The following is an 18,789-nucleotide window of genomic DNA, read 5'->3' as shown; positions in this document are numbered from 1 at the left end:
GGAGTCAATGCCGATGACCACACATCAACTCACTGGCGCGCAGCTCGTCGACCGCATGACGCCGGCCGAGCGGGCCCGCGCCGAGCGCGTCGAATCCGTACTGCCTGCCCTGCGGGCGGCGGCCGCCGACGCCGATGCGCAGGCCGCCTTCCCGGCGGGTCACACCGGGCTGCTGCGAGAGGCCGGCCTGCTCGGGCTCGTCGTGCCCGAGAAGTACGGCGGGATCGGGGGCGGTCTGCGCGACCTCGCGGCAGCCACCTACGCCATGGGCACTGCCTGCCCCTCCACTGCGCTCGCCTTCTTCTTCCACAACACCAGTGCCTCGCGCGGTCTGCTGCCCCTGGAGGCCATCCGCGCGGGCCTGTTCACCCAGGAGGAGACGCCCGCCGTCACCGCTTTCGCCGAGCGGGTCCTGACCACGATGGCGGCAGGCTCCTGGCTCGCCAACTTCGCCAGCGAGTCGGCCAAGAGCGCCGCCGCGAACATATCCATTGCGACCACAGCCGCCCGTACCGAGGGCGGCTGGGTCCTCACCGGTGAGAAGTCCTTCGGCTGCGCGACCGGAGTCGCCGACATCTACCTGGTCACCGCCCGGCTGGAGAAGACGCAGACCGCGGACGGCCTGGCCATGTTCCTCGTGCCGCGCGACGCCGCCGGGGTGTCCTCCCGCCCGCACTGGAACGGCCTCGGCATGCGCGGCAGCGCCAACCACGGCATCCGGCTCGACGAGGTCTTCGTCGCCGACCCCGACGCCCTGACCGTGCCGGGGGCCTTCACGCGCATGCTCCAGGTAAGCCGCGGCAGCTTCGTGGGCAACCAGCTCGCCATCGCAGCCGTCTACACCGGCGCCGCACAGGCCGTCTACGACTACACGCTGGACCTGCTGACCAGGAAGACCTTCGCCGACACCGGCCGGCCCATCGCCTCTTCCCCCATGCACCAGGTCCTCATCGGGGACATGACCCAAAACCTGGAGACGGCCTACCAGTGGCTGCGGCGCCAGCTCGAACTGGAGACCTCCGAGCCCCCGATCAGGCCCAAGTCAGAGGTGTTCAGCCAGTGGCGGCTGGGCAAGGGCGCGGTCACCGAGGCCTGCTTCGGCGTCGCCCTGGGCGCCCTGAAGGCGTCTGGCACCTCAGAGGCACGGTTGGACGGCGTCATCGGCCGCACCCTGCGCGACCTGGCCATGGGCCTCGTGATGACCTTCCCCGCCGAGCGTGGCCGCCTGGAGGCGGCGAAGATCGCCACCGATGCGCAGGAGAACGCGCTGTTCGCTACGCTCGGAGAGAGCCAGTGACCCTCGTACCCCGTCTCCCCGATTCCGCCGGTGCGCCCGTCACCCTGCCTGCCACGAGCGACTTCGTCGAGGGGACATGGCAGCCCTGCGAGCTGCGCCTCGGCTTCGACTTGGAGGACCCGGACACCGGCGACCGGATCCGGCCGGCCTTCGCCAGCTCCGCCGAGCGGATCGAAACCGCACTGGCGGCGGCCGCCGCGCTCCACCGTTCCGGGGCCTGGTGCGGTCTGCCGGACGAGGACCGCGCCCGGGCGCTGGAAAGCGCGGCCGCCGCGGTCGAAGGATCGGTGGAGCGCATCGTGGCGGCGGAGGCCTTCGCCACCGGTGTGCCGCTCGCCCAGACGACCCGCCTGGGGGTCATCCTCTCGGGGGCCTTCCACATCGCGGCGGCCCAGCTGCGCGCCGGACTGCTGCGGCGCACGGTCACGGGTCACGGCGGACGCCCGGTGCTGGTGCGGCGCGCCGCGCTCGGTCCCGCCCTGTGCGTGCTCCCCTACAACGCCTCCGCGCCGATGGCGGCCCACAAGGCGGCCAGTGCGCTCGCCGCGGGCTGCCCGGTGGTCGTCAAGGCGCCGGAAATCAGCCCGTACGGAACCCAGTTGCTGGTGGAGTCCGCCGCCCTGGGTCTGGCGGCGGCCGGGGCGCCGCCGGCCGTCCTGCAACTGCTGCACGGGGACGCCGCGACCGGAGCCCGCCTGGTGGCCGACGAGCGGATCCGCGTCGTCTCCTTCACCGGGGGGACCGAGGCGGGCCGGAGGATCGGCGCCGTCTGCGGTCAGTCCCTCAAGCCCGTGCAGCTCGAACTGGGCGGCAACAACCCGCTGCTCGTCCTGCCGGGATCCGACCCGGTGGTAGCCGGCCGGATGGCCGCCGAACTGCTGACGGCACTCAACGGCCAGTGGTGCCGGGGGCTGGGCCGGCTGATCCTGCCCGCCGACCTGGCACCGGAGGTGCTGGAGGCCACAGGCCGCGAGCTCGCCGCATTGCGGGCGGGCGGCCCCCTGGCCCTGGGCACCGGCTACGGACCGCTCGCCCACTCCCGCCACCACGCGACCCTGACGGCAGGCGTGCACGCCCTGACCACCGCCGGCGCCAAGGCCAACACGTGGACCAAGGTGCCGGAACGCGGCAGCCACTTCGCGCCGCTGCTGATCACCGGAGCGCCCGAGGAGGCGACCCGCCGGGAACTGTTCGGCCCGGTGGCCGCCGTGCACACCTACGAGCGGGAGGAGGAGGCCCTACACCTGGCCAACGCCACCGGCTACGGCCTGGAGGGGTACGTGTGCGCCGCGGACCCCGACGACGGGCTGCGCGTGGCTGCCCACATCACCGCCGGGGAGGTAAAGGTGAACGGGTCCTCGGTGATGAGCCTCCACCTGGACACGCCCCGCCCGGCCTGGGGGGCGTCCGGCCTGGTCGACGAGGGCAGCGCCGAGACCCTGCTGCATTTCACCGGCACCCGGGTGACGGGCGTGGAAGCGGACTTCACCCCGCGCACGGCGCACGGGCGGGAAGAGAACCGGTGACCGCCACCCGGCAGACGCCCGCCGCCGACCGGGTCCTCGTGGCGGGAGCCGGCCCGGTGGGCCTGACGGCCGCGCTGGTCCTGGCCCGCCGGGGCGTGCCCGTGACCGTGCTGGAGGCGGGGGCAGAGCTGGCGACGGAGTCCCGGGCCTCCACCTTCCATCCGCCCACGCTGGAGATGCTGGCCGAACTGGGCGTCGTGGACGCGCTCCTGGCGCGCGGGCTGATCGCCGGCTCCTTCCAGTTCCGCGACCGGCGGACCGGGCCCGTCGCGACCCTCGACCTGTCGCTGCTGTCCGAGGACACCCCCTACCCCTTCCGGCTCCAGTGCGAGCAGAACAAGCTGACGCCGCTGCTCGTGGACGCGCTGGGCCGCTTTCCCGACAGCGAGGTGCGCTTCGGGGCGCGGGTGGCCGAAGTGGAGCGGACCTCGCGGGGCGTCTGCGCGGTCCTCTCCGACGGGAGCAGGGTGCTCGGCAGCTGGCTGGTGGGCGCGGACGGGGCGCACTCCGCCGTACGCCGCTCGGTGGGGGCCGAGTTCCACGGCATCACCTACCCGGAGCGGTTCCTTGTCGCCTCGCTGGACGAGGATCCCGGCGCCGTCCTGCCCGACCTGGCACCCATCGCCTACGTGCTGGATCCCGACGAGTGGATGGTGCTGCTGCAGACCCCCGACCACTGGCGGGTCCTGCTGCCCACGCCGGCCGGCACGTCCGACCGGAGCGAGTTGGCGCGCCTGCCCGGCCGACTGCTTGACATCACCGCGCATCCGGGCGGCCCCGCCCTCGCCCACGCCAGTCTCTACCGCGTCCACCAGCGGGTGGCCGGGACCTTTCGCAGCGGCCGGGTGCTGCTGTGCGGGGACGCCGCGCACGTGAACAACCCGCTGGGCGGCATGGGCATGAACAGCGGGATCCACGACGCCGTACTGATGGGCCGCGCGCTGACAGACCTCCTGACGGGCGCGGGGTCCGACGAGGAGCTGTCGGACTGCGCCGAGGAACGCCGCGCCTGCGCGCTGCGCTACGTCGGGGCCGAGACGCACGGGAACTGGGAGCGGCTGCGCACCCGGGATCCGGAAGAACGGGCGGCGCTCGCGGCAGAGTTGCGGGCGACGGCCGCGGACCCGGCGGCGGCACGGCGGTCACTGCTGCGCAGTTCGATGATCGACTCGCTGCGCGGCGTGCGGTGGTCACGGTGACACTGCCGTGGGAGGCGGGCGGGATCGGGGCGGCCATCACGGTGGAGAATCCGGCGTGCACGGCGCGCCCCGTGGGGAGCGTGCGGCTCCACAGCGAAGCGGAGGTGGACGCCGCCGTTGAGGCCGCGGCCGCCGCGGCGCCCGGCTGGGCCCGGACGGCCGGCTCGGACCGGTCGGCGGCGCTGACCCGGATAGCCGCCGGACTGGAGGCCTCCACCGGGGACCTCTCGGCTTTGCTGGCGCGGGAGTCCGGCAAGCCGCTCGCCGACTGCCGGGGCGAGGTGGGCTATGCCTGCGCCGTGCTGCGCTGGTATGCCGAGCACGCTCCGCCGCTGCTGGTGCGGCGCACGGTCGACGACGCCCAGGGCCGGCTGGAGCGCGACTTCCGGCCGTACGGGGTGGTCGCCGCGCTCACCCCGTGGAACGCCCCGGTGATCCTGACCGCCGTCAAGCTCGCCCCCGCGCTCGCCGCGGGCAACACGGTGGTCGTCAAGCCGTCGCCGCTGGCCCCACTGGCCGTCTCGGCGTTCCTGGAGGGCGCCGCCCGCGAACTTCCGCCGGACGCGGTGCGGGTATGCCACGGACACGCGGAGGCCGCGCTGCGGCTGGCCGGCCATCCGGCTGTGGGCAAGCTGTCCTTCACCGGCGGGGCGGTGGCGGGCCGGGCGGTCGGCGCGGCCGCCGCGCGGGCGCTGACACCGGCCACGATGGAGCTCGGCGGAAACGACGCCGCTGTGCTGCTGGACGACGCCACGCTGACGGACACGGACATGGACCGGCTGGTCCTGGCGAGTTTCGCGACGGCCGGTCAGGTGTGCATGGCCGCCAAGCGGATCTACGCGCCGCGAGCCGGGCTGGACTCCTTCGTGGAGCGGTACGTGGCGGCGGCCGGACGCGTACTGCGGCTGGGGGACCCGCTGGCCGCCCGCACCACCGTGGGGCCGGTGATCTCCGCGGCGGCCGCGGACCGGGTCCGCGGGCTGATCGCCGACGCCCGGGCGCGCGGCGGCAGCGCCGTCGAGCTGGGGACCGTACAGCCGGGTACGGACCTCTCCGGCGGCCACTTCGTGCGTCCCACGCTGCTTCTGGGGCTCAGGGAGGACGCGCCGCTGGTGTGCGAGGAGCAGTTCGGCCCGGCTCTCCCCGTTCTGGCCTACGAGGACGAGGACGAGCTCGTCGACCGGGTCAACGCCGGACCGTACGGCCTGGCGGCATCCGTGTGGAGCGCAGACGAGCCACGGGCCTTCGCACTGGCGGCCCGGCTCGACGCGGGCTTCCGCTTCGTGAACACCCACAACCGGACGGGGATGGCGCTGCGCGCCGCCTTCGGCGGGGTCAAGGGCAGCGGACACGGCCGCGAGTACGGTGCCGAGGGGCTGATGGAGTACGTACAGCCGGTGCTCACGCACGCACCGGCCGCCTTCCGGACAGGGGGCGGGGGCATGGCGCCGGGGGCCTATCCGGTCGGCGGTCCCGGAACTTGACGACGTGTCGGTTCCAGGTGGTCGACGACGGCGCGGTGGGCGAGCAGCGGGGTCAGCCATGCTGCCAGCGCCTGGTGTTCGGGGTGCCGCTGGTAGGCGGCGAGCTGGCCGGCGTCCGCGTGGCGGGTGGTGAGGACGAGGTCGTAGGAGACGTCGGAGCCGGTGACGTCGAGGCCGACGCTCAGGGACCGGATCTGGGGCACGGCGCCGTCGAGGCCCCGCAGCCTTTCAGCGGCCTCCGGGGCGCGGGCGGGATCGGTGAATCGCATCAGAACGACGTGCACCAGCAAGGCACTTGCTCCTTCGGCTCGATGTCGCTTCCCCTGTCGCGGTGGGGCCACCGAGTGTATGTTCGGGAAACGCTGTTCCGCTAGAGGAACCAATGGAGTTCACCATGGACGAAGCGCGCACGTTCCGCGTCGCGGCCGCCCAGTTCGCCGTGGGCCGGGACCGGAGGGCCAATCTGGCCGCCTGTCTCAGGATGATCGACGCCGCGGTGGAGCAAGGCGCGATTCTCGTGGTCCTGCCGGAGTTCTGCAATCACCTGTCCTGGTACGACGACCGGCAGCAGGCCTTGGCCGCGGCCTGCCGGCCGGGGGACGACTTCCTGGCGCCGGTGGCCGAACGCGCCGCCCGCCACGGCGTCTACGTCAAGATCCACGTCACGCTGGCCTCCGGGGTCCCTGGCGCGGAGCGCATCACGGCGGCCAGCATGCTCTACGGGCCGGACGGCGCTCTGACCGGAACGGCGGAGAAACAGGTCCTGATGGGAAGTGAGAACGACCATCTGGACCCCGCCATCGAGGCCGGACCGGTCATCGCCACCGCCCTGGGGCCCGTCGGGCTGTATTCGTGCATGGAAGGAGTGATCCAGGAGGTGTGCCGGGGGCTCGCCCTGCGCGGGGCGCACCTGCTGCTCAACAGCCTCAACTCCTTTGCCCTGGACGAGGCGGCGCTGCACATCCCGGTACGCGCCGCGGAGAACCGGGTGTGGGTGATCGCGGCCAACAAGGTCGGCCCGCTGCTCCCAGCCGACCGGATCGGCGCGATAAGCGCCGCTATGGGGGTGCCGCCGGAGGCCCTGGACGGGGCGGGCGAGAGCCAGATCGTCGCTCCCGACGGCACGGTCGTCGCCAAGGGTCCCCGGCGCGGGGAGGCTGTTGTGGTCGCCGACATCCGGCCGGCCGCGGCCGCCGACAAGCGCCGGACGGACGGCACGGACGTGTTCGCGGTGCGGCGGCCCGCCCTCTACCTGCCGATCGCCTCCCCGCCCGCCCCCGCCCCCACCTTCACCGGGACCCGTGCCGAGCAGGTCGGAGCCGCGGTCGTGCGGCCGTCCGGCCACGGCCCCGCAGCCGTCGCGGACGCCGCGCGACTGGCCCGCCGGGCCGCGGGGCGCGGCGCGGTTCTGATCGTGCTGCCCGAACTGTTCTGGCACCCCAGCGGCGTTCGCACCAGCCCGCGGCGGCCGGATACCGAGGAGGGCCAGGCCGTCCTGCTGGCCCTGCGCGCCGCGCTGGAGGGCAGTCCGGCGTACCTCGCCTGTACGATCCCGCTGCCAGACGGTCATGGCGCCGTGCTGCTCGACCGCGATGGGCCGGTGCTGACCCAGCGCCAGCTGCACGAGAGCAGGCGGCACGACGGCTGGGCCCGCGCGGGTGAAGCGGAGGCGCTGCTCACCCACGACACGCCCTGGGGCCGGGTCGCGGTCGTCCTGGGCGATGACGCCGCCCAGCCGGAGACGCTCCGCCTCGCAGCGCTTATGGGAGTGGACACCGCGGCGGTCTGCCTCGGCACGGCCGAGCCCTGGGAGACTGCCCTCGGTCTGCCCGAGCGGGCGGCAGAGAACCGGATCAACCTCGTCACCGCAGGCCACGACGCCGGCGCCATTCACGCCCTGCCCGTGGAGTTCGGCCTGTGGCGCTCCCGGGAAAGCCCCTTCGACGGCACCATCAGCACGCCCGCCACCACGGCTGCCGGCCCCGGCCTCACCCTCGCCCCGGTCCGCCCCCGCCAGGCCGAGAGGCGGCTGGTGTCGCGCGGTACGGACCTGGTCGACGGCCGCCCCTGGAAGCTGGCCAACGCCCTGGTGTCTCCGCGGCCTCCCGCCCCGGGCCCGAGCCCCGTTCCCCACCCCCTACCCGGTCAGTGAAGGAGCGACGTGTCAGAGACACTCAAGGCTGTACAGGACATGACGGACGAGGCCCCGGCCACCGATGTGACCGGGACCTTCGTGCAGTGGCAGGAGCTGCTGGGCGAGCTCAAGAAGAAGATCGCGGCCCGTTTCGAACTGCACCGGGACCCCTCCACCGAGGAACTGGAGTCCTTCGGTGAGACCGGCGGCCCGCGGGGCTCGCTGGCCGGCTTCAGCGGCCCGGAGGTGGACTGGATGATCCACTCCTGGGTCGGCGACCCCGAGCACGGTTTCGTCAACCTCCACCTCACCGTCTGGCTGGGCCCGCACGTCCGCGTCCCGCACCTGGGGATCGCCCTGCTGTGCTGGCCCGGTGGCTGGTTCTACCTCGACTCTGTGCCGCGTGCCAGCCTGGTGGCCGACGGCGACTACTACGACCGCTACTACGCCCCCGCCGAGGAGGAGTGGCTCGCGGTACGCGAGGAGTACAAGGACCTGTCCTGGTTCACCAGCCGCTCCGGGTTCATCCGCGGCAGCCTCTCCCCCACCGCCTACTGCTACTCCATGCCCCGCGACGCACGGCACATCGAGCTGGTCCGCCGCCTGCTGCACGAGCACGTCGACCGCTGGCTCGCCTGGGTGGAGGAGGCGGAGGCGGTGCCGGCCGGGGAACGCGAGGAGCTGGCCGGCGCCGACCTGGCGGTCCGCCGCAACATCGTGGAGCGTGACCCGGCGAACGTGATGGCCGTACGGTACTTCGGCGAGCGGACGACCGACCGGCTGGTACGGGCCCTGTGGGGCGGCGACCGCGGCCTGCCGAGGCCCTCGTGAACGAGGTCCGTTCCCTCTGGTGGGCCTGCCGGGTACCCGGTCTCAAGGAGCCTTTCGACACCGCGCACCTGCGGGTCTTCTACCCCGCCCGCGCCACCGGGTCCGACGCCGAGCGGCTGACCGGGGTGGTCGCGGCCGACGCCGGGAGCGGCCCGTTCCCGGTCGTCGTGCTGCTGCCCGGCATCAACGTGCCCGCCGACTCCTACCGGTGGCTCGCCGTACTGCTGGCCGGCCGGGGCTTCGTCGTGGTAACGCCCGAGCTGGTCGGGGAGTTGTTCGGCGGGAGCCACGGAGTGACGCCGGGCATCGACCTGGAGGCCTGCGGCCCCGGCGCGTACGGCAGCCGGGCGACGACGCCGTTGATCGGCGCGGTGCTCGCCGCCCTGGCCGAACGGGCCCCCGCCTCCCCGCTGGCGGGTCTGCTGGACGCGGAGCGGGTGGTGGTGGGCGGCCACTCGGCCGGCGGCACAGTGGCGCTGCAGTCTGCCGCCCACGTACCGGGGCTGCGCGGGGTGTTCACGTACGGCGCCCACACGCTGGTGGCGGCGGCCCTCGGCCATCCGCCGGGGACGGTCCTGCCGGTGGGCGCGGAGGTTCCGGTCCTGCTGATGTCCGGCGAGCACGACGGGGTGGTCGCCGCGAGCACTGACCGTTACGGAGCGGCCCCGGCCGCCATCGCCGACCCCGTCGCCCGCACCTTCCACGACGCCCTGACCGACGCCGGCGGCGCGCACGCCTGGGTCAAGATCGCCGGGGCGGGCCACTTCACGATCTGCGATCCCGTGGACGCGACCAGCGCCCGGAGCTTCCTGGAGGCGCCGCGGGCGGGCAGGGACCAGGCGCGCGCCCTCATCGGCCGCCTCGCGGCCGCGTTCTGCGCGGCGACCCTCCCTGAGCGGCCGTCCCCCGCGGACACCAGGGCCTACGGCGCGCTGCTGGCGCCGCCGCATCCGGGACTGGTCTCCGTGCTGCGCCGCTGATGTCCACTCCTCATTTCCTTGTCGAAACGCTAGCGGAGCGCGAGGTGCCCATCCGATGCTGAAGAATTTCTGGTACGCGGTCGAGTTCTGCGACCGTGTCGTCCGCAAGCCGCTGAAGGTCGTCTGCCTCGGCCAGTCCCTCGTGCTGTACCGCACCGCGGCCGGGAATCCGGTCGCGCTGTCGGACCTCTGCGCGCACCGCGGGGCCGCGCTGTCGGCGGGCACTCTCAAGGACGACTGCGTGGTGTGCCCGTACCACGGCTGGCGTTTCGATCCCGCCGGCGCCTGCACCGCGATTCCCGCGAACCAGCCGGGCCGGGGCATACCGAAGAAGGCGCGGGTCGACTCGTACCCCGTGCAGGAGAGGTACGGCTTCGTCTGGGTGTTCCTGGGCGATCTGCCCGAGGAGGAGCGGCCGCCGATCCCGTACTGGCCCGAGTTCGACGACCTGGTCCAGGACGGCGGCCGGTTCAAGGCGGTGACCGGCGAGTACCTGTGGCACTCCAACTACGAGCGGATCCTGGAGAACGGCTGCGACATCGCGCACACTCCCTTCGTGCACGCGGGCGCCTTCGGCAACCCGGACCGGCCGGAGGTCGAGGAGTACACGGTCGAGCAGCCGGACGAGTGGTCGGCCTTCGCCACCGTGGCCCTGAACCCGCCCGCCGCCAAGGGGCTGTGGGCCAAGCTGTACACGGACCGCAGGTCCCGGGGCAAGGACCGGCCGCCGGTGGTGACCACGGCGGGCTGGATGCTGCCCAACATGATCAAACTGCATGTCCGGCTACCGCTCGGCAACATGATCATCTACGACACCAACATCCCCGTGGACGAGACCACCACCCTGGTGAAGTGGGTGGCGCTGCGCGACTTCTTCACCGGTGACTGGGCGGACAACAACGCCCGCAAGCGGGTCCTGGGGATCTTCGACCAGGACGCCCCGGTCGTGGACGGGACCCGCCCCGAGCTGCTGCCCGCCGACCTCGGAGCCGAGCTGCACCTGCGCTCCGACATGATCTCCGTCGCCTACCGCAGGCGCCGCCAGGAACTCGCCGCCAAGGGCTGGGCGGTGAGCGACGCCGACCGCATCATCGGCGACGTCCCGGCGCGCAGCGCCACCGTGATCGCCTCCCCCGGCCGGCGCGCGGTCCCCGAGCTGGCCCGCGCCTGGGAGCAGAAGGCCCAGGGATTCCACCCGACGGTCGAAGGGGCCCAGTCCCCGGCACCGGCCAGTGAGAAGGAGTAGCCGCATGACGTCCTCAGCACCCGCACCCGACGCCGCCCCGGACGGCGCGACCCCCGCCGCCCGGCTGTCCCGAACCGTCCTGGACGCGATGTTGGCCGGGACGGCGCTCGAAGAGCGGCCCACGCCCTGGGCCGCGCTGACCACCCCGGCGACCCCCGATCCGGTGGGCTCCGTACGGTACTTCCGCGGCGGGGGCCAGGGCGGGGTCGACGCGGTCGTCACCGTCTCCCTGGTCGTGCCCGCCTTCGGCCTCGACAGCCACATGGTGTTCGCCTTCGGCGCCGCGGACTCCCCGCTGCCGCACTTCACCCTCGACTCCGTCCAGGCGGGCGGCGGGTACGCCTTCCACCTGGACCTGGTCCAGCGCGTCGACCTCGCCGTGAGCCCCGCGTACGCGGACCTCGTGTACGGGCCGCTCACGGCGCCGTTCGCCCGGGCCTCGGAGATACCCGGCCTCACCCCGGCGGCGATCAGCCCCCGCCAGCGCTCCCTGATGTCGCCGTGGATGCTCGTCCACCGCGCCGACGAGGCCGCACTGCGGGCCATCACCCCCGTCGCCGAGGCGTACCTGCGGCACTGGCTGGAACTCACCCGCGCCTTCCCGGCCGGCGCCGCCGGCGAGGCCAAGGAGGGCGACGCGGCGGTACGCGACCGGCGGCTGCGCCAAGCCCTGTTCAGCCGGGAGATCGACCCCGTCTGGGCACAGGTGGACCGGCTGCTGGGGACGGCCGCCACCGACGGCCTGCGCGGGCTGCTGACCACCGGCAGACTGCCGGCCGAGGAGGCCGGGGCATGAGCGACGTCTCCGGGCCCGAGCCGAGCGAGTGGCAGCAGCGCATCGCGGGGGAATGGCACGGCCGGCCCTCGCTGTTCGACGCACAGGGCACCTGGTGCGGGTACGAGGACATCCGCCGTTCCTCCGAGTTCACCGACGGGGAGACCGTCTACCGGATGGACGGCGGCCTCCTGCAGGGCGGCCCGCTCGCCGGCCGTTTCCAGCTCGCCGCGCCGTTCGCCTTCGCGGTGACCGACGCCGACGACAACCGCCTCTACACCGGCCCCGACTTCCACGGCAGCGGGCAGCCCTACGGCTCCTTCGTCGACGCCCACTACTACGGGCCGGGCTGGCAGGTGGCCCTCAACACCTGGAACCACGTCCTGCCGGACGGGCTGACCCAGGTCTACTCCTCGGTGCTTTACCAAGGCTGGACCGTGATCGGCTGCTTCAACGGCGTGTACGTCCGCACCACCGACCACGACGACAACGAGGCCACCCGCGCACACGTCGCACGACACGTGGCGGCCGAGACGGACGCTGGGCCGGTGCCGTGGATCCTGCCCACGAAACGACCCGGCAGCTTCACGGGCTCGTGCGAGCTGTGGAGCGCGGAGCAGAAGCACCTCGGGGACGTGGAGGTGGAGATCGCCGTACGGCCCGTGGACCTGTTGCGCGCGCGGCATCACGTCACCTGGCGCGGGGCCGGCCTGGACCGGTCCTTCACGGTGGAGCGCCGGCGCGACGGCACCCGCGAGTTCTGGGAGGGCCCGGATGCCTGGGGCAACGCGCAGGCGTTCGGCCGGGCCAACTTCCCGCTGTGGCACTTCACCGGCGGGGACGTGCACCGCGTGCGCGGGCGGGAGTTCGTCCTCGACGCGCGCCCCGCGATGGCGGCGGGCGGTCGGATGGCCGTGACGTACGAGCTGTTCGGCGGGAACGCGCTGGCCGCCGTCCTGCACGGGGTACTCGACTGGGAGGCCGCGTCGTGACCTCGACGGTAGTGATTACGGGCGGCACCCGGGGCATCGGGCACGGGCTGGCCCGCGCGTTCCTCGACCGCGGCTGCCGGGTCGCCGTCTGCGGGCGGGACGCGGCGGGTGTGGAGGCCGCGCTCAAGAGCCTCGGGGGCGGGGCGCACGCAGTCGGCCATGTGGCGGACGTGACCGACCGGGAGCAGGTGGCCGGCCTGTGGACGGCAGCCGAGGGGGCCTTCGGCCGGGTCGACGTGTGGATCAACAACGCCGGGGCGACCACGGCGCGCAGACCGCTGTGGAGCCTCGGCCCGCACGAGGCCGACGGCGTGACGGCGGTCAATCTGCGCGGCGTCGTCAACGGCAGCGCCGTCGCGGCGGAGCGCTTCCTGCGCCAGGGCAGCGGCCGCGTGTGGAACATGGAGGGCTTCGGTTCCGACGGGCGGATCATGCCCGGGCTCAGCGTGTACGGGGCGAGCAAGCGCGCCGTCAGCTACCTCACCGGCGCCCTGGCGGCCGACCTCCGCAAGGAGGCTGACGCCCGACCCCATGACGTCCGAGCGCTGCTGCTGTCGCCCGGGATCGTGGTCACCGACCTGCTGCTGCACGACTACACCCCGGACGAGTACGCGAAGGCCCGGGCCGTGCTCAACATCCTCGCCGACCGGGTGGAGACGGTCACCCCGTGGCTGGCGGACCGGGTGCTGGCCGACCGTACGGCCAACGGCCGCCGGGTGGCGTGGCTGACGCGCCGCAAGGTGGCCGGGCGCTTCGCCGCGGCCGCGCTGCGCAAGCGGTCGGTCCTGCCCGAGGCGCTACCCGAGGCATCGTCGGCCGCGCAGGAGCGGGAGGGGACTTCGTGAACGCGGCCCTGGACTATCCACTGTCGCTCGCGGTGGAGGACTTCGTCCCGGTCCTCCTGACGGGTGTCGGGGCCGCCCTGCTGGTCAGGCCGCTGCGCGGCCACGCCGTGCGCACCGGCCGGATCGCAGCGGCGGGGACGGCGCTGGTCCTCCTCGGCGGACTCTCGAAAGCCACCTGGAAGCTCGTGGTGGCCTTGGACGGTCCCAACGTCCAGGTCATGAACAAGGCGCTGTTCCCGTGCCTGTCGGCCGGGTTCCTGCTGCTCGCCCACGCGCTGCTCACGCTGCCCGCGAACGGACGCGAGCCGGCGGCCGGCCGGACGCCTCCGCCGCTGTGGGGGTTCGCCGCGGTCTGGCTGGCCGCCGGCGCGGCGGGGCTGCTCCTTGGGTCGACGGCGCCGCTGATGGTGCTGACCATCGTGGCCGTCACCGTCTGCGGCGTCCGGCTCATCCTGCTCGCCCGCTCCCACGGGGATACCGCGGCGGCGACGGCGGGCGGACTCTGGCTCACCGGCATGTACGTACTGGGGCCGCTGGCGGCCCGTCCCGACCAGAGCGTGGCTCTGCAGTGGGTGGAGCAGTCGGCGAACACCCTTACCCAGGGGGCCTTCGCCCTGCTCGCGTGGCGGCTGGCCAAACGCCACCGCCGCGCTCTCCCCCCATCCCCCACCACCCCGACCCGATCGGCGGCGTGAATGACGGACAGTCTCGGCTGGCGGCGCAAGTTCGGCGTGATCGCCCCCAGCACCAACACCATCGTCGAACCCGACTTCTCCCGCATGTCCGTACCGGGTGTGACGGCGCACTTCTCGCGCATCCACATCCGCGATCAGAACATGGCCGAGGACTCCGGCATGGAACGGCTGCTGGAGCAGATCCGCGACGAAATCGGCGCAGCCTGCGAGCGGGTGCTGACCTGCGAGCCGGAGTACATGGTCATGGGCATGAGCGCGGAGACCTTCTGGGGCGGCGTCGAGGGCAACCGGGCCTTCGTCCAGCAGATCCACGACATCACCGGCCTCCAGGTGGCCACCGGCGCCGAGGCCTGCGAGCGGGCCCTGCGCCTCTTCGGGGCACGGCGCATCGCCGTGGTGACCCCGTACCAGCCGGTCGGCGACGCCAACGTCGACCGGTTCTTCACCGAGCTGGGCTTCGAGGTGGCGGGCATCAAGGGCCTGCGCTGCCCGACGGCCGTGTCCATCGCCCATGTACCGGAGGCCGAACTACGCACCGCCCTCGCGCAGTTGGCGGCACTGCCGGGCGTCGAGGCGATCGTGCAGTGCGGGACGAACCTGTCGATGGTCTCACTCGCGGACGAGGCGGAACGCTGGCTCGGCCTGCCCGTTATCGCCATCAACGCCGCCACGTGGTGGATGGCGCTGCGGGACAACGGCTGCCGTGACACGCTGCACGGTTTCGGCACGCTACTGCGCGAGCACTGACGGCGCGTCCGCACAGCCCCCGGGGGCCGGCCGCGGCGCGGCGCCCGGGGGTCACCCATGCCCGCCGCCCGGCCAGGGAGCTGAAATCACCATGAACGCATCACAGGTCGACCGGATGACGGCGCGGTCCCGCGAGGCCGCGGCCGACTGGAGCGCGCTCACCTTCGGCGAGCGGGAGCACCGGCTGCGCCGGTGGGCCGCCGAGCTGGCGCGCTCGCGGGCCGCTCTCGTCGCCACCATCCGGGAGGAGACCGGCAAACCGGCGGCCGACGCGGAACTCGAACTGCTGGTCGGTCTGGAACACCTGGCCTGGACCGCCCGCCGCGCGCGCCGGACCCTGCGCCCGCGCAGGGTGTCGCCGGGGCTGCTTGCCGCGGAGCACCGGGCGCGGGTGGAGCGCCGGCCGCTGGGGGTCGTCGGCGTGATCGGCCCGTGGAACTACCCGGCCCTGACACCGCTGGGCGTGCTGGCCGGCGTACTGGCGGCGGGGAACGCCGCGGTGTTCAAACCGAGCGAGCACACGACGGAGACCGGGCGGGCGCTGGTCGACGCCTTCGAACGGGCCAACCCGGGGTCGGCGGGCACCCTGCGGCTGCTGACCGGAGGGGCGCGGGCCGGGGAGGCACTGTGCCGGGCGGGCGTGGACAAGGTCGCCTTCATCGGTTCGACGCGGACCGGCCGGGCCGTGATGGCCGCCTGCGCCGACTCCCTCACGCCGGTGGTGCTGGAGTGCGGCGGCAACGACGCGCTGATCGTGGCCGCGGACGCGGACGTACGGGCCGCGGCCCGGGCCGCCGTGTGGGGCGCCTTCTCCAACGCCGGGCAGACCTGCGCCGGGGTGGAGCGGATCTACGTGGCCCGGGCGGTCGGCGAGGAGTTCCTCGCGGCGCTGACGGCGGAACTGGCGCCGGTGCGCGCCGGACTCCACTACGGCCGTCTGACGACCGGAGAGCAGGAGAAGGTGGTGCGCGTCCACGTCGAGGACGCGACGGCCCACGGCGGCCGTTTCCTCTTCGGCGGCCCCGAGTCGTTCCGCACGTCCGGGGTTGTCGATCCCCTGGTGCTGACCGATGTCCCCGAGGGCCGGCCCGCGGTACAGGAGGAGACCTTCGGGCCGGTGGCGGTGGTACGGCTGGTACGGGATCTGGACGAGGGCCTCACGCTCGCCAACGCCGTCCCGCAGGCGCTGGGCGCCGCCGTCTTCTCCCGCTCGGCGGACGAGTCGGTCGCCGCGCGCCTGCGGGCGGGCATGGTGTCGGTGAACGGCGTCCTGACCTTCGGCGGCATTCCCGGCCTGCCGTTCGGCGGCAACGGCGCGAGCGGCTTCGGCCGGGTGCACGGGCGGGAGGGGCTGCGGGAGTTCACCTCGGCCCAGGCCGTGACCGTACGCCGCGCGCACCTGACCGGGTCCGGCCTGACCCGGCTGCGCTCGCCGTGGTGGAAGCGCCCCGTCCTGCGTGTGCTGATCCGGCTGCGGCACGGCTGAGCCGCGCCCCGCACGCCAAGAGGCGGCGCCCGCCGGCGGTGGACCGGGCGGACGCCGCCTCTTGGCGTGCGGTGGGGCTCAGTAGGCCTGCTGGACGGTGACCGCGGGGTCCGCGGCGTCCCCCCAGTAGCGGACGTAGGAGCGGGCGAAGGCGTCGCCCAGCGAGGCCTTCAGGAACAGCGCCGCCCAGCGGGCCGACGTACGGATACCGTCGATCTGGTCGATGGACTGGGCCGAGGGATCGGGGGCGGCGCCGGGCGGGTTCTGCACGTTGGTGATGCCGTAGTGATTGACGCCGGCCACGGTGACGAGCGCCTTCGGCTTGCCCAGGAGGGCCTCGTACGTGGCCTGCGCGGCCGCGGGGGCGGCCACGCCGTCGGCGGAGCCCTGGATCAGCGCCACCGGTACGGTGTTGTTGACCGGGGCGACCGGACCGCCGCCGGGCGGGGCGTTGTTGGTGCCGAAGAAGGCGGCCGCCTTGAGTTCGGCGGGCTTGACCGCGCCCGGCGGGAGGCCGAAGCAGAACGGCGGCGCGCACTGGCCCTGGACGGTGGCGACACCCGCGGCGCCGCCGAAGGAGTGGCCGAGGAGTGCGAAGGTCGTCGGCTCCATTCGGCCGGCGAGGGGGCTGCCGGCCCGGGCGTTCTCGGCCTTCGACCAGGCGACGGTGGTCAGGCCCTGGTCGGCTGAGGCCCACAGGCCGGGGACGCCGAACACGGACCGGAGGTGATTGGGCACCACCACGACGAAGCCGAACGCCGCGACGGTGCGGGCGTATCCCTCGTAGTGACTCTTGTCGACGTTGGCGCCCTGCTGGAGCAGCACGACCGGAAGCAGGCTGCCGGTCTCGGGGTAGTAGACGTCGGCCACGTCCGCTCCGACCGAGGCCGTGTAGGCGAGCGTGGGGACGGGGGTGGGGTTCTCGGGGGTCTCGGCGGCGGCCGCGGTGCCCGAGGCGGTCAGCAGGGCGAATCCGAGCAGGCCTGCCGCGATGGCGCGGCTGACGCTGCGCGGCGCGCGGTGCGGGGTGTGTGCCATCAGTGATCCGATCTTCTTCGCTGTCATTGGCGTGAGTTTTGTTTCTCTAGACGGAACATTGCTTCCTGTAAATAGCTGAGCGAGACCTCCGCACGTGAAGGTGGTTCCGGTTCCGGTTCAGGCCGAGCGGCGGGCCGCCTCAGCCGCGTCCGCGTCGTAGGAGCCCCGGCCGCGCAGGACGACCACGGATCCGACGAGCAGGGGCAGCAGCACCGCCAGGAAGGCCGTGCGCAGCGATCCGGTGGCGTCGGAGGCCAGGCCTATGAGCCAGGGACCGAGCGATCCGCCGAGGGTGACGAGGAGTTGCAGGACGGCGAAGCCGAGACCCCGGCGCTCGGCCGCGACGACGTCGGCGTTCGCGGCAGTGAGGTTGGCCAGCGCGGCGGCAAATCCGAAGTTGGCGAGGGTGAAGCACAGGGCCTGTGGCACGAGGACCGGCAGCGCGACGGCTCCGGCCAGGGCGAAGGTGCCGAACAGCAGACCGGCGCCGCCGATGGCGATGCGGCGGCCTTTGCGCGGGCCCCGTTCGCGGTCGCCGAGCCAGCTGCCCGTCACGATCCCCGCGACGATGCCGACCAGCCCGCTGCCGCCCGCCACGGCGGCGGCCTCGGCCTCGCCCAGGCCGAAGAAGCGGTTGTAGTAGGAGGGCATCCAGTAGAAGAGACCGCCCAGGCCGAAGATGAGGATGCTCAGGCCGGTGACGACCGTGCGCAGGGTGCGGATCCGCAGCAGTTCGCGTAGCTGGGTGCGCAGGGGTGGCGGCGTCGGGGAGTCGGCACGGCGTTCCGTACCGGCCGGAGGGGCCGGGGCCCCGCCATCCCGCCGGTACCACAGGGTGAGACGGTCGCCGGTGCCGCGGTCCGGTTCGCGCAGTGTGAGGACGAGGACGGCGACGACAAGGCCGGGCACGGCGACGAGGAGGAATCCGGTGCGCCAGCCGACGGTCTCGGCGAGGGCGCCGCCGGCGATGACGCCTATGGGCAGGCCACCGAAATAGGCCATGCGCTCGTACCCGAAGGCGCGGGTGCGGCCGGGGCCGGGGTAGAAGTCGGCGAGGAGGCTGGAGGCGGACGGGTTGTAGAGCTGTCCGGCGGCCCCGAGGAACATGCGGACGGTGAAGAGGGTGAGAAAGCTGCCGGCCAGCCCGGTTCCGACCGTGAGCAGCGACCAGACCGCCACGACGCCGGCGATGGTCCAGTTGCGGCGGGCGGTGTCGGCGAGCCGGCCGGCCGGGAGCAGCAGGATCACGGCGGCGAGCGATCCGGCGGTGGCGATGGCGCCGCCGGCGGCGTCGCCGAAGCCGAACTCCTCCTGGATCTTGGGCAGGGCGCCGGCGAGGAGGTTGTACTCGATACGGTCGATCGCCGCGACGAGGGCGATGCAGACGGCCGGCCACCATCCGAACGGCGCGGGATCGCCGCGCCGGACGGTGACCGGGGGCCGCCCGGGGAACACGGTGAACGCGCGCAGCTCACGATCGGGGTCGAGATGAGGGGCGGCTTCGCTCACGGTGC

General features: G+C 73.5%; 17 protein-coding genes. 14 read left to right on the top strand and 3 right to left on the bottom strand.

The genetic code is table 11. From position 1 onward, the window contains the following. The first annotated feature begins 13 nt into the window (after positions 1 to 13). From OTB20_RS29115 to OTB20_RS29100, 4 genes are read left to right on the top strand one after another with little or no spacing between them, the layout of a single operon-like run. Positions 14 to 1,297, top strand: a complete 1,284-nt coding sequence (locus tag OTB20_RS29115; protein WP_267821973.1) for an acyl-CoA dehydrogenase family protein — start codon at positions 14 to 16, stop codon at positions 1,295 to 1,297. Then, the gene (locus OTB20_RS29110; RefSeq protein WP_267821971.1) at positions 1,294 to 2,823 is read left to right on the top strand and encodes an aldehyde dehydrogenase family protein; all 1,530 of its coding nucleotides are present in this window, start codon (positions 1,294 to 1,296) and stop codon (positions 2,821 to 2,823) included. Before OTB20_RS29115 ends, OTB20_RS29110 begins: the two co-directional genes overlap by 4 nt. After that, positions 2,820 to 4,022 (top strand): FAD-dependent oxidoreductase, encoded by a 1,203-nt coding sequence (locus tag OTB20_RS29105; protein ID WP_267821969.1) that lies wholly within the window; start codon positions 2,820 to 2,822, stop codon positions 4,020 to 4,022. Before OTB20_RS29110 ends, OTB20_RS29105 begins: the two co-directional genes overlap by 4 nt. Next, positions 4,019 to 5,506 carry an aldehyde dehydrogenase family protein gene (locus OTB20_RS29100; RefSeq protein ID WP_267821968.1) on the top strand — a complete coding sequence of 496 codons (1,488 nt, stop codon included), beginning with the start codon at positions 4,019 to 4,021 and terminating at the stop codon, positions 5,504 to 5,506. The genes OTB20_RS29105 and OTB20_RS29100 overlap by 4 nt, the downstream gene beginning before the upstream one ends. Here OTB20_RS29100 and OTB20_RS29095 read toward each other — a convergent pair. Then, a complete protein-coding gene (locus tag OTB20_RS29095) occupies positions 5,479 to 5,790 on the bottom strand; it encodes a Dabb family protein (RefSeq protein ID WP_267822082.1) in 312 nt (103 codons plus the stop codon). The two genes, OTB20_RS29100 and OTB20_RS29095, sit on opposite strands and share 28 nt — an antisense overlap. A gap of 110 nt (positions 5,791 to 5,900) precedes the next feature. Here OTB20_RS29095 and OTB20_RS29090 point away from each other — a divergent pair, with 110 nt between their 5' ends. The 10 genes from OTB20_RS29090 (at position 5,901) to OTB20_RS29045 (ending at position 16,237) form a co-directional block, all read left to right on the top strand. Continuing rightward, entirely contained in the window at positions 5,901 to 7,658 is a 1,758-nt protein-coding gene (locus tag OTB20_RS29090) for a nitrilase-related carbon-nitrogen hydrolase (RefSeq protein ID WP_267821966.1), read from the top strand. A gap of 9 nt (positions 7,659 to 7,667) precedes the next feature. After that, a complete protein-coding gene (locus tag OTB20_RS29085; protein WP_267821964.1) occupies positions 7,668 to 8,471 on the top strand; it encodes a hypothetical protein in 804 nt (267 codons plus the stop codon). Beyond that, the gene (locus OTB20_RS29080; protein ID WP_267821962.1) at positions 8,468 to 9,451 is read left to right on the top strand and encodes an alpha/beta hydrolase family protein; all 984 of its coding nucleotides are present in this window, start codon (positions 8,468 to 8,470) and stop codon (positions 9,449 to 9,451) included. Before OTB20_RS29085 ends, OTB20_RS29080 begins: the two co-directional genes overlap by 4 nt. 55 nt (positions 9,452 to 9,506) lie before the next feature. Next, positions 9,507 to 10,697 carry an aromatic ring-hydroxylating oxygenase subunit alpha gene (locus OTB20_RS29075; protein ID WP_267821960.1) on the top strand — a complete coding sequence of 397 codons (1,191 nt, stop codon included), beginning with the start codon at positions 9,507 to 9,509 and terminating at the stop codon, positions 10,695 to 10,697. 4 nt (positions 10,698 to 10,701) lie between these two features. Further along, positions 10,702 to 11,493 (top strand): hypothetical protein, encoded by a 792-nt coding sequence (locus OTB20_RS29070; RefSeq protein ID WP_267821959.1) that lies wholly within the window; start codon positions 10,702 to 10,704, stop codon positions 11,491 to 11,493. Then, the gene (locus tag OTB20_RS29065; RefSeq protein WP_267821957.1) at positions 11,490 to 12,464 is read left to right on the top strand and encodes a hypothetical protein; all 975 of its coding nucleotides are present in this window, start codon (positions 11,490 to 11,492) and stop codon (positions 12,462 to 12,464) included. The genes OTB20_RS29070 and OTB20_RS29065 overlap by 4 nt, the downstream gene beginning before the upstream one ends. After that, positions 12,461 to 13,309 (top strand): SDR family NAD(P)-dependent oxidoreductase, encoded by an 849-nt coding sequence (locus tag OTB20_RS29060; RefSeq protein ID WP_267821955.1) that lies wholly within the window; start codon positions 12,461 to 12,463, stop codon positions 13,307 to 13,309. Before OTB20_RS29065 ends, OTB20_RS29060 begins: the two co-directional genes overlap by 4 nt. Next, positions 13,306 to 14,004, top strand: a complete 699-nt coding sequence (locus tag OTB20_RS29055; RefSeq protein ID WP_267718871.1) for a hypothetical protein — start codon at positions 13,306 to 13,308, stop codon at positions 14,002 to 14,004. The genes OTB20_RS29060 and OTB20_RS29055 overlap by 4 nt, the downstream gene beginning before the upstream one ends. Then, on the top strand, positions 14,005 to 14,751 hold the full coding sequence (locus OTB20_RS29050; RefSeq protein ID WP_267821954.1) for an arylmalonate decarboxylase: 747 nt from the start codon (positions 14,005 to 14,007) through the stop codon (positions 14,749 to 14,751). Positions 14,752 to 14,842: 91 nt separating this feature from the next. Further along, positions 14,843 to 16,237, top strand: a complete 1,395-nt coding sequence (locus OTB20_RS29045; RefSeq protein WP_267821951.1) for an aldehyde dehydrogenase family protein — start codon at positions 14,843 to 14,845, stop codon at positions 16,235 to 16,237. Between the two features lie 78 nt (positions 16,238 to 16,315). Here the strand turns inward: OTB20_RS29045 and OTB20_RS29040 are convergent, their stop codons facing one another. Both OTB20_RS29040 and OTB20_RS29035 read right to left on the bottom strand, forming a co-directional pair. Next, complete coding sequence (locus tag OTB20_RS29040; RefSeq protein WP_267821949.1) at positions 16,316 to 17,302, bottom strand: hypothetical protein; 987 nt, start codon at positions 17,300 to 17,302, stop codon at positions 16,316 to 16,318. A 90-nt stretch (positions 17,303 to 17,392) separates the two neighbouring features. Continuing rightward, on the bottom strand, positions 17,393 to 18,784 hold the full coding sequence (locus tag OTB20_RS29035; RefSeq protein WP_267821947.1) for an MFS transporter: 1,392 nt from the start codon (positions 18,782 to 18,784) through the stop codon (positions 17,393 to 17,395). Positions 18,785 to 18,789: the final 5 nt, after the last annotated feature.

The sequence above is a fragment of the Streptomyces sp. H27-H1 genome, from assembly GCF_026627445.1.
Classification (GTDB): Bacteria; Actinomycetota; Actinomycetes; order Streptomycetales; family Streptomycetaceae; genus Streptomyces.
Note: the sequence above shows the minus strand (reverse complement) of the source record. Positions and strands in the feature narration are given on the sequence as shown.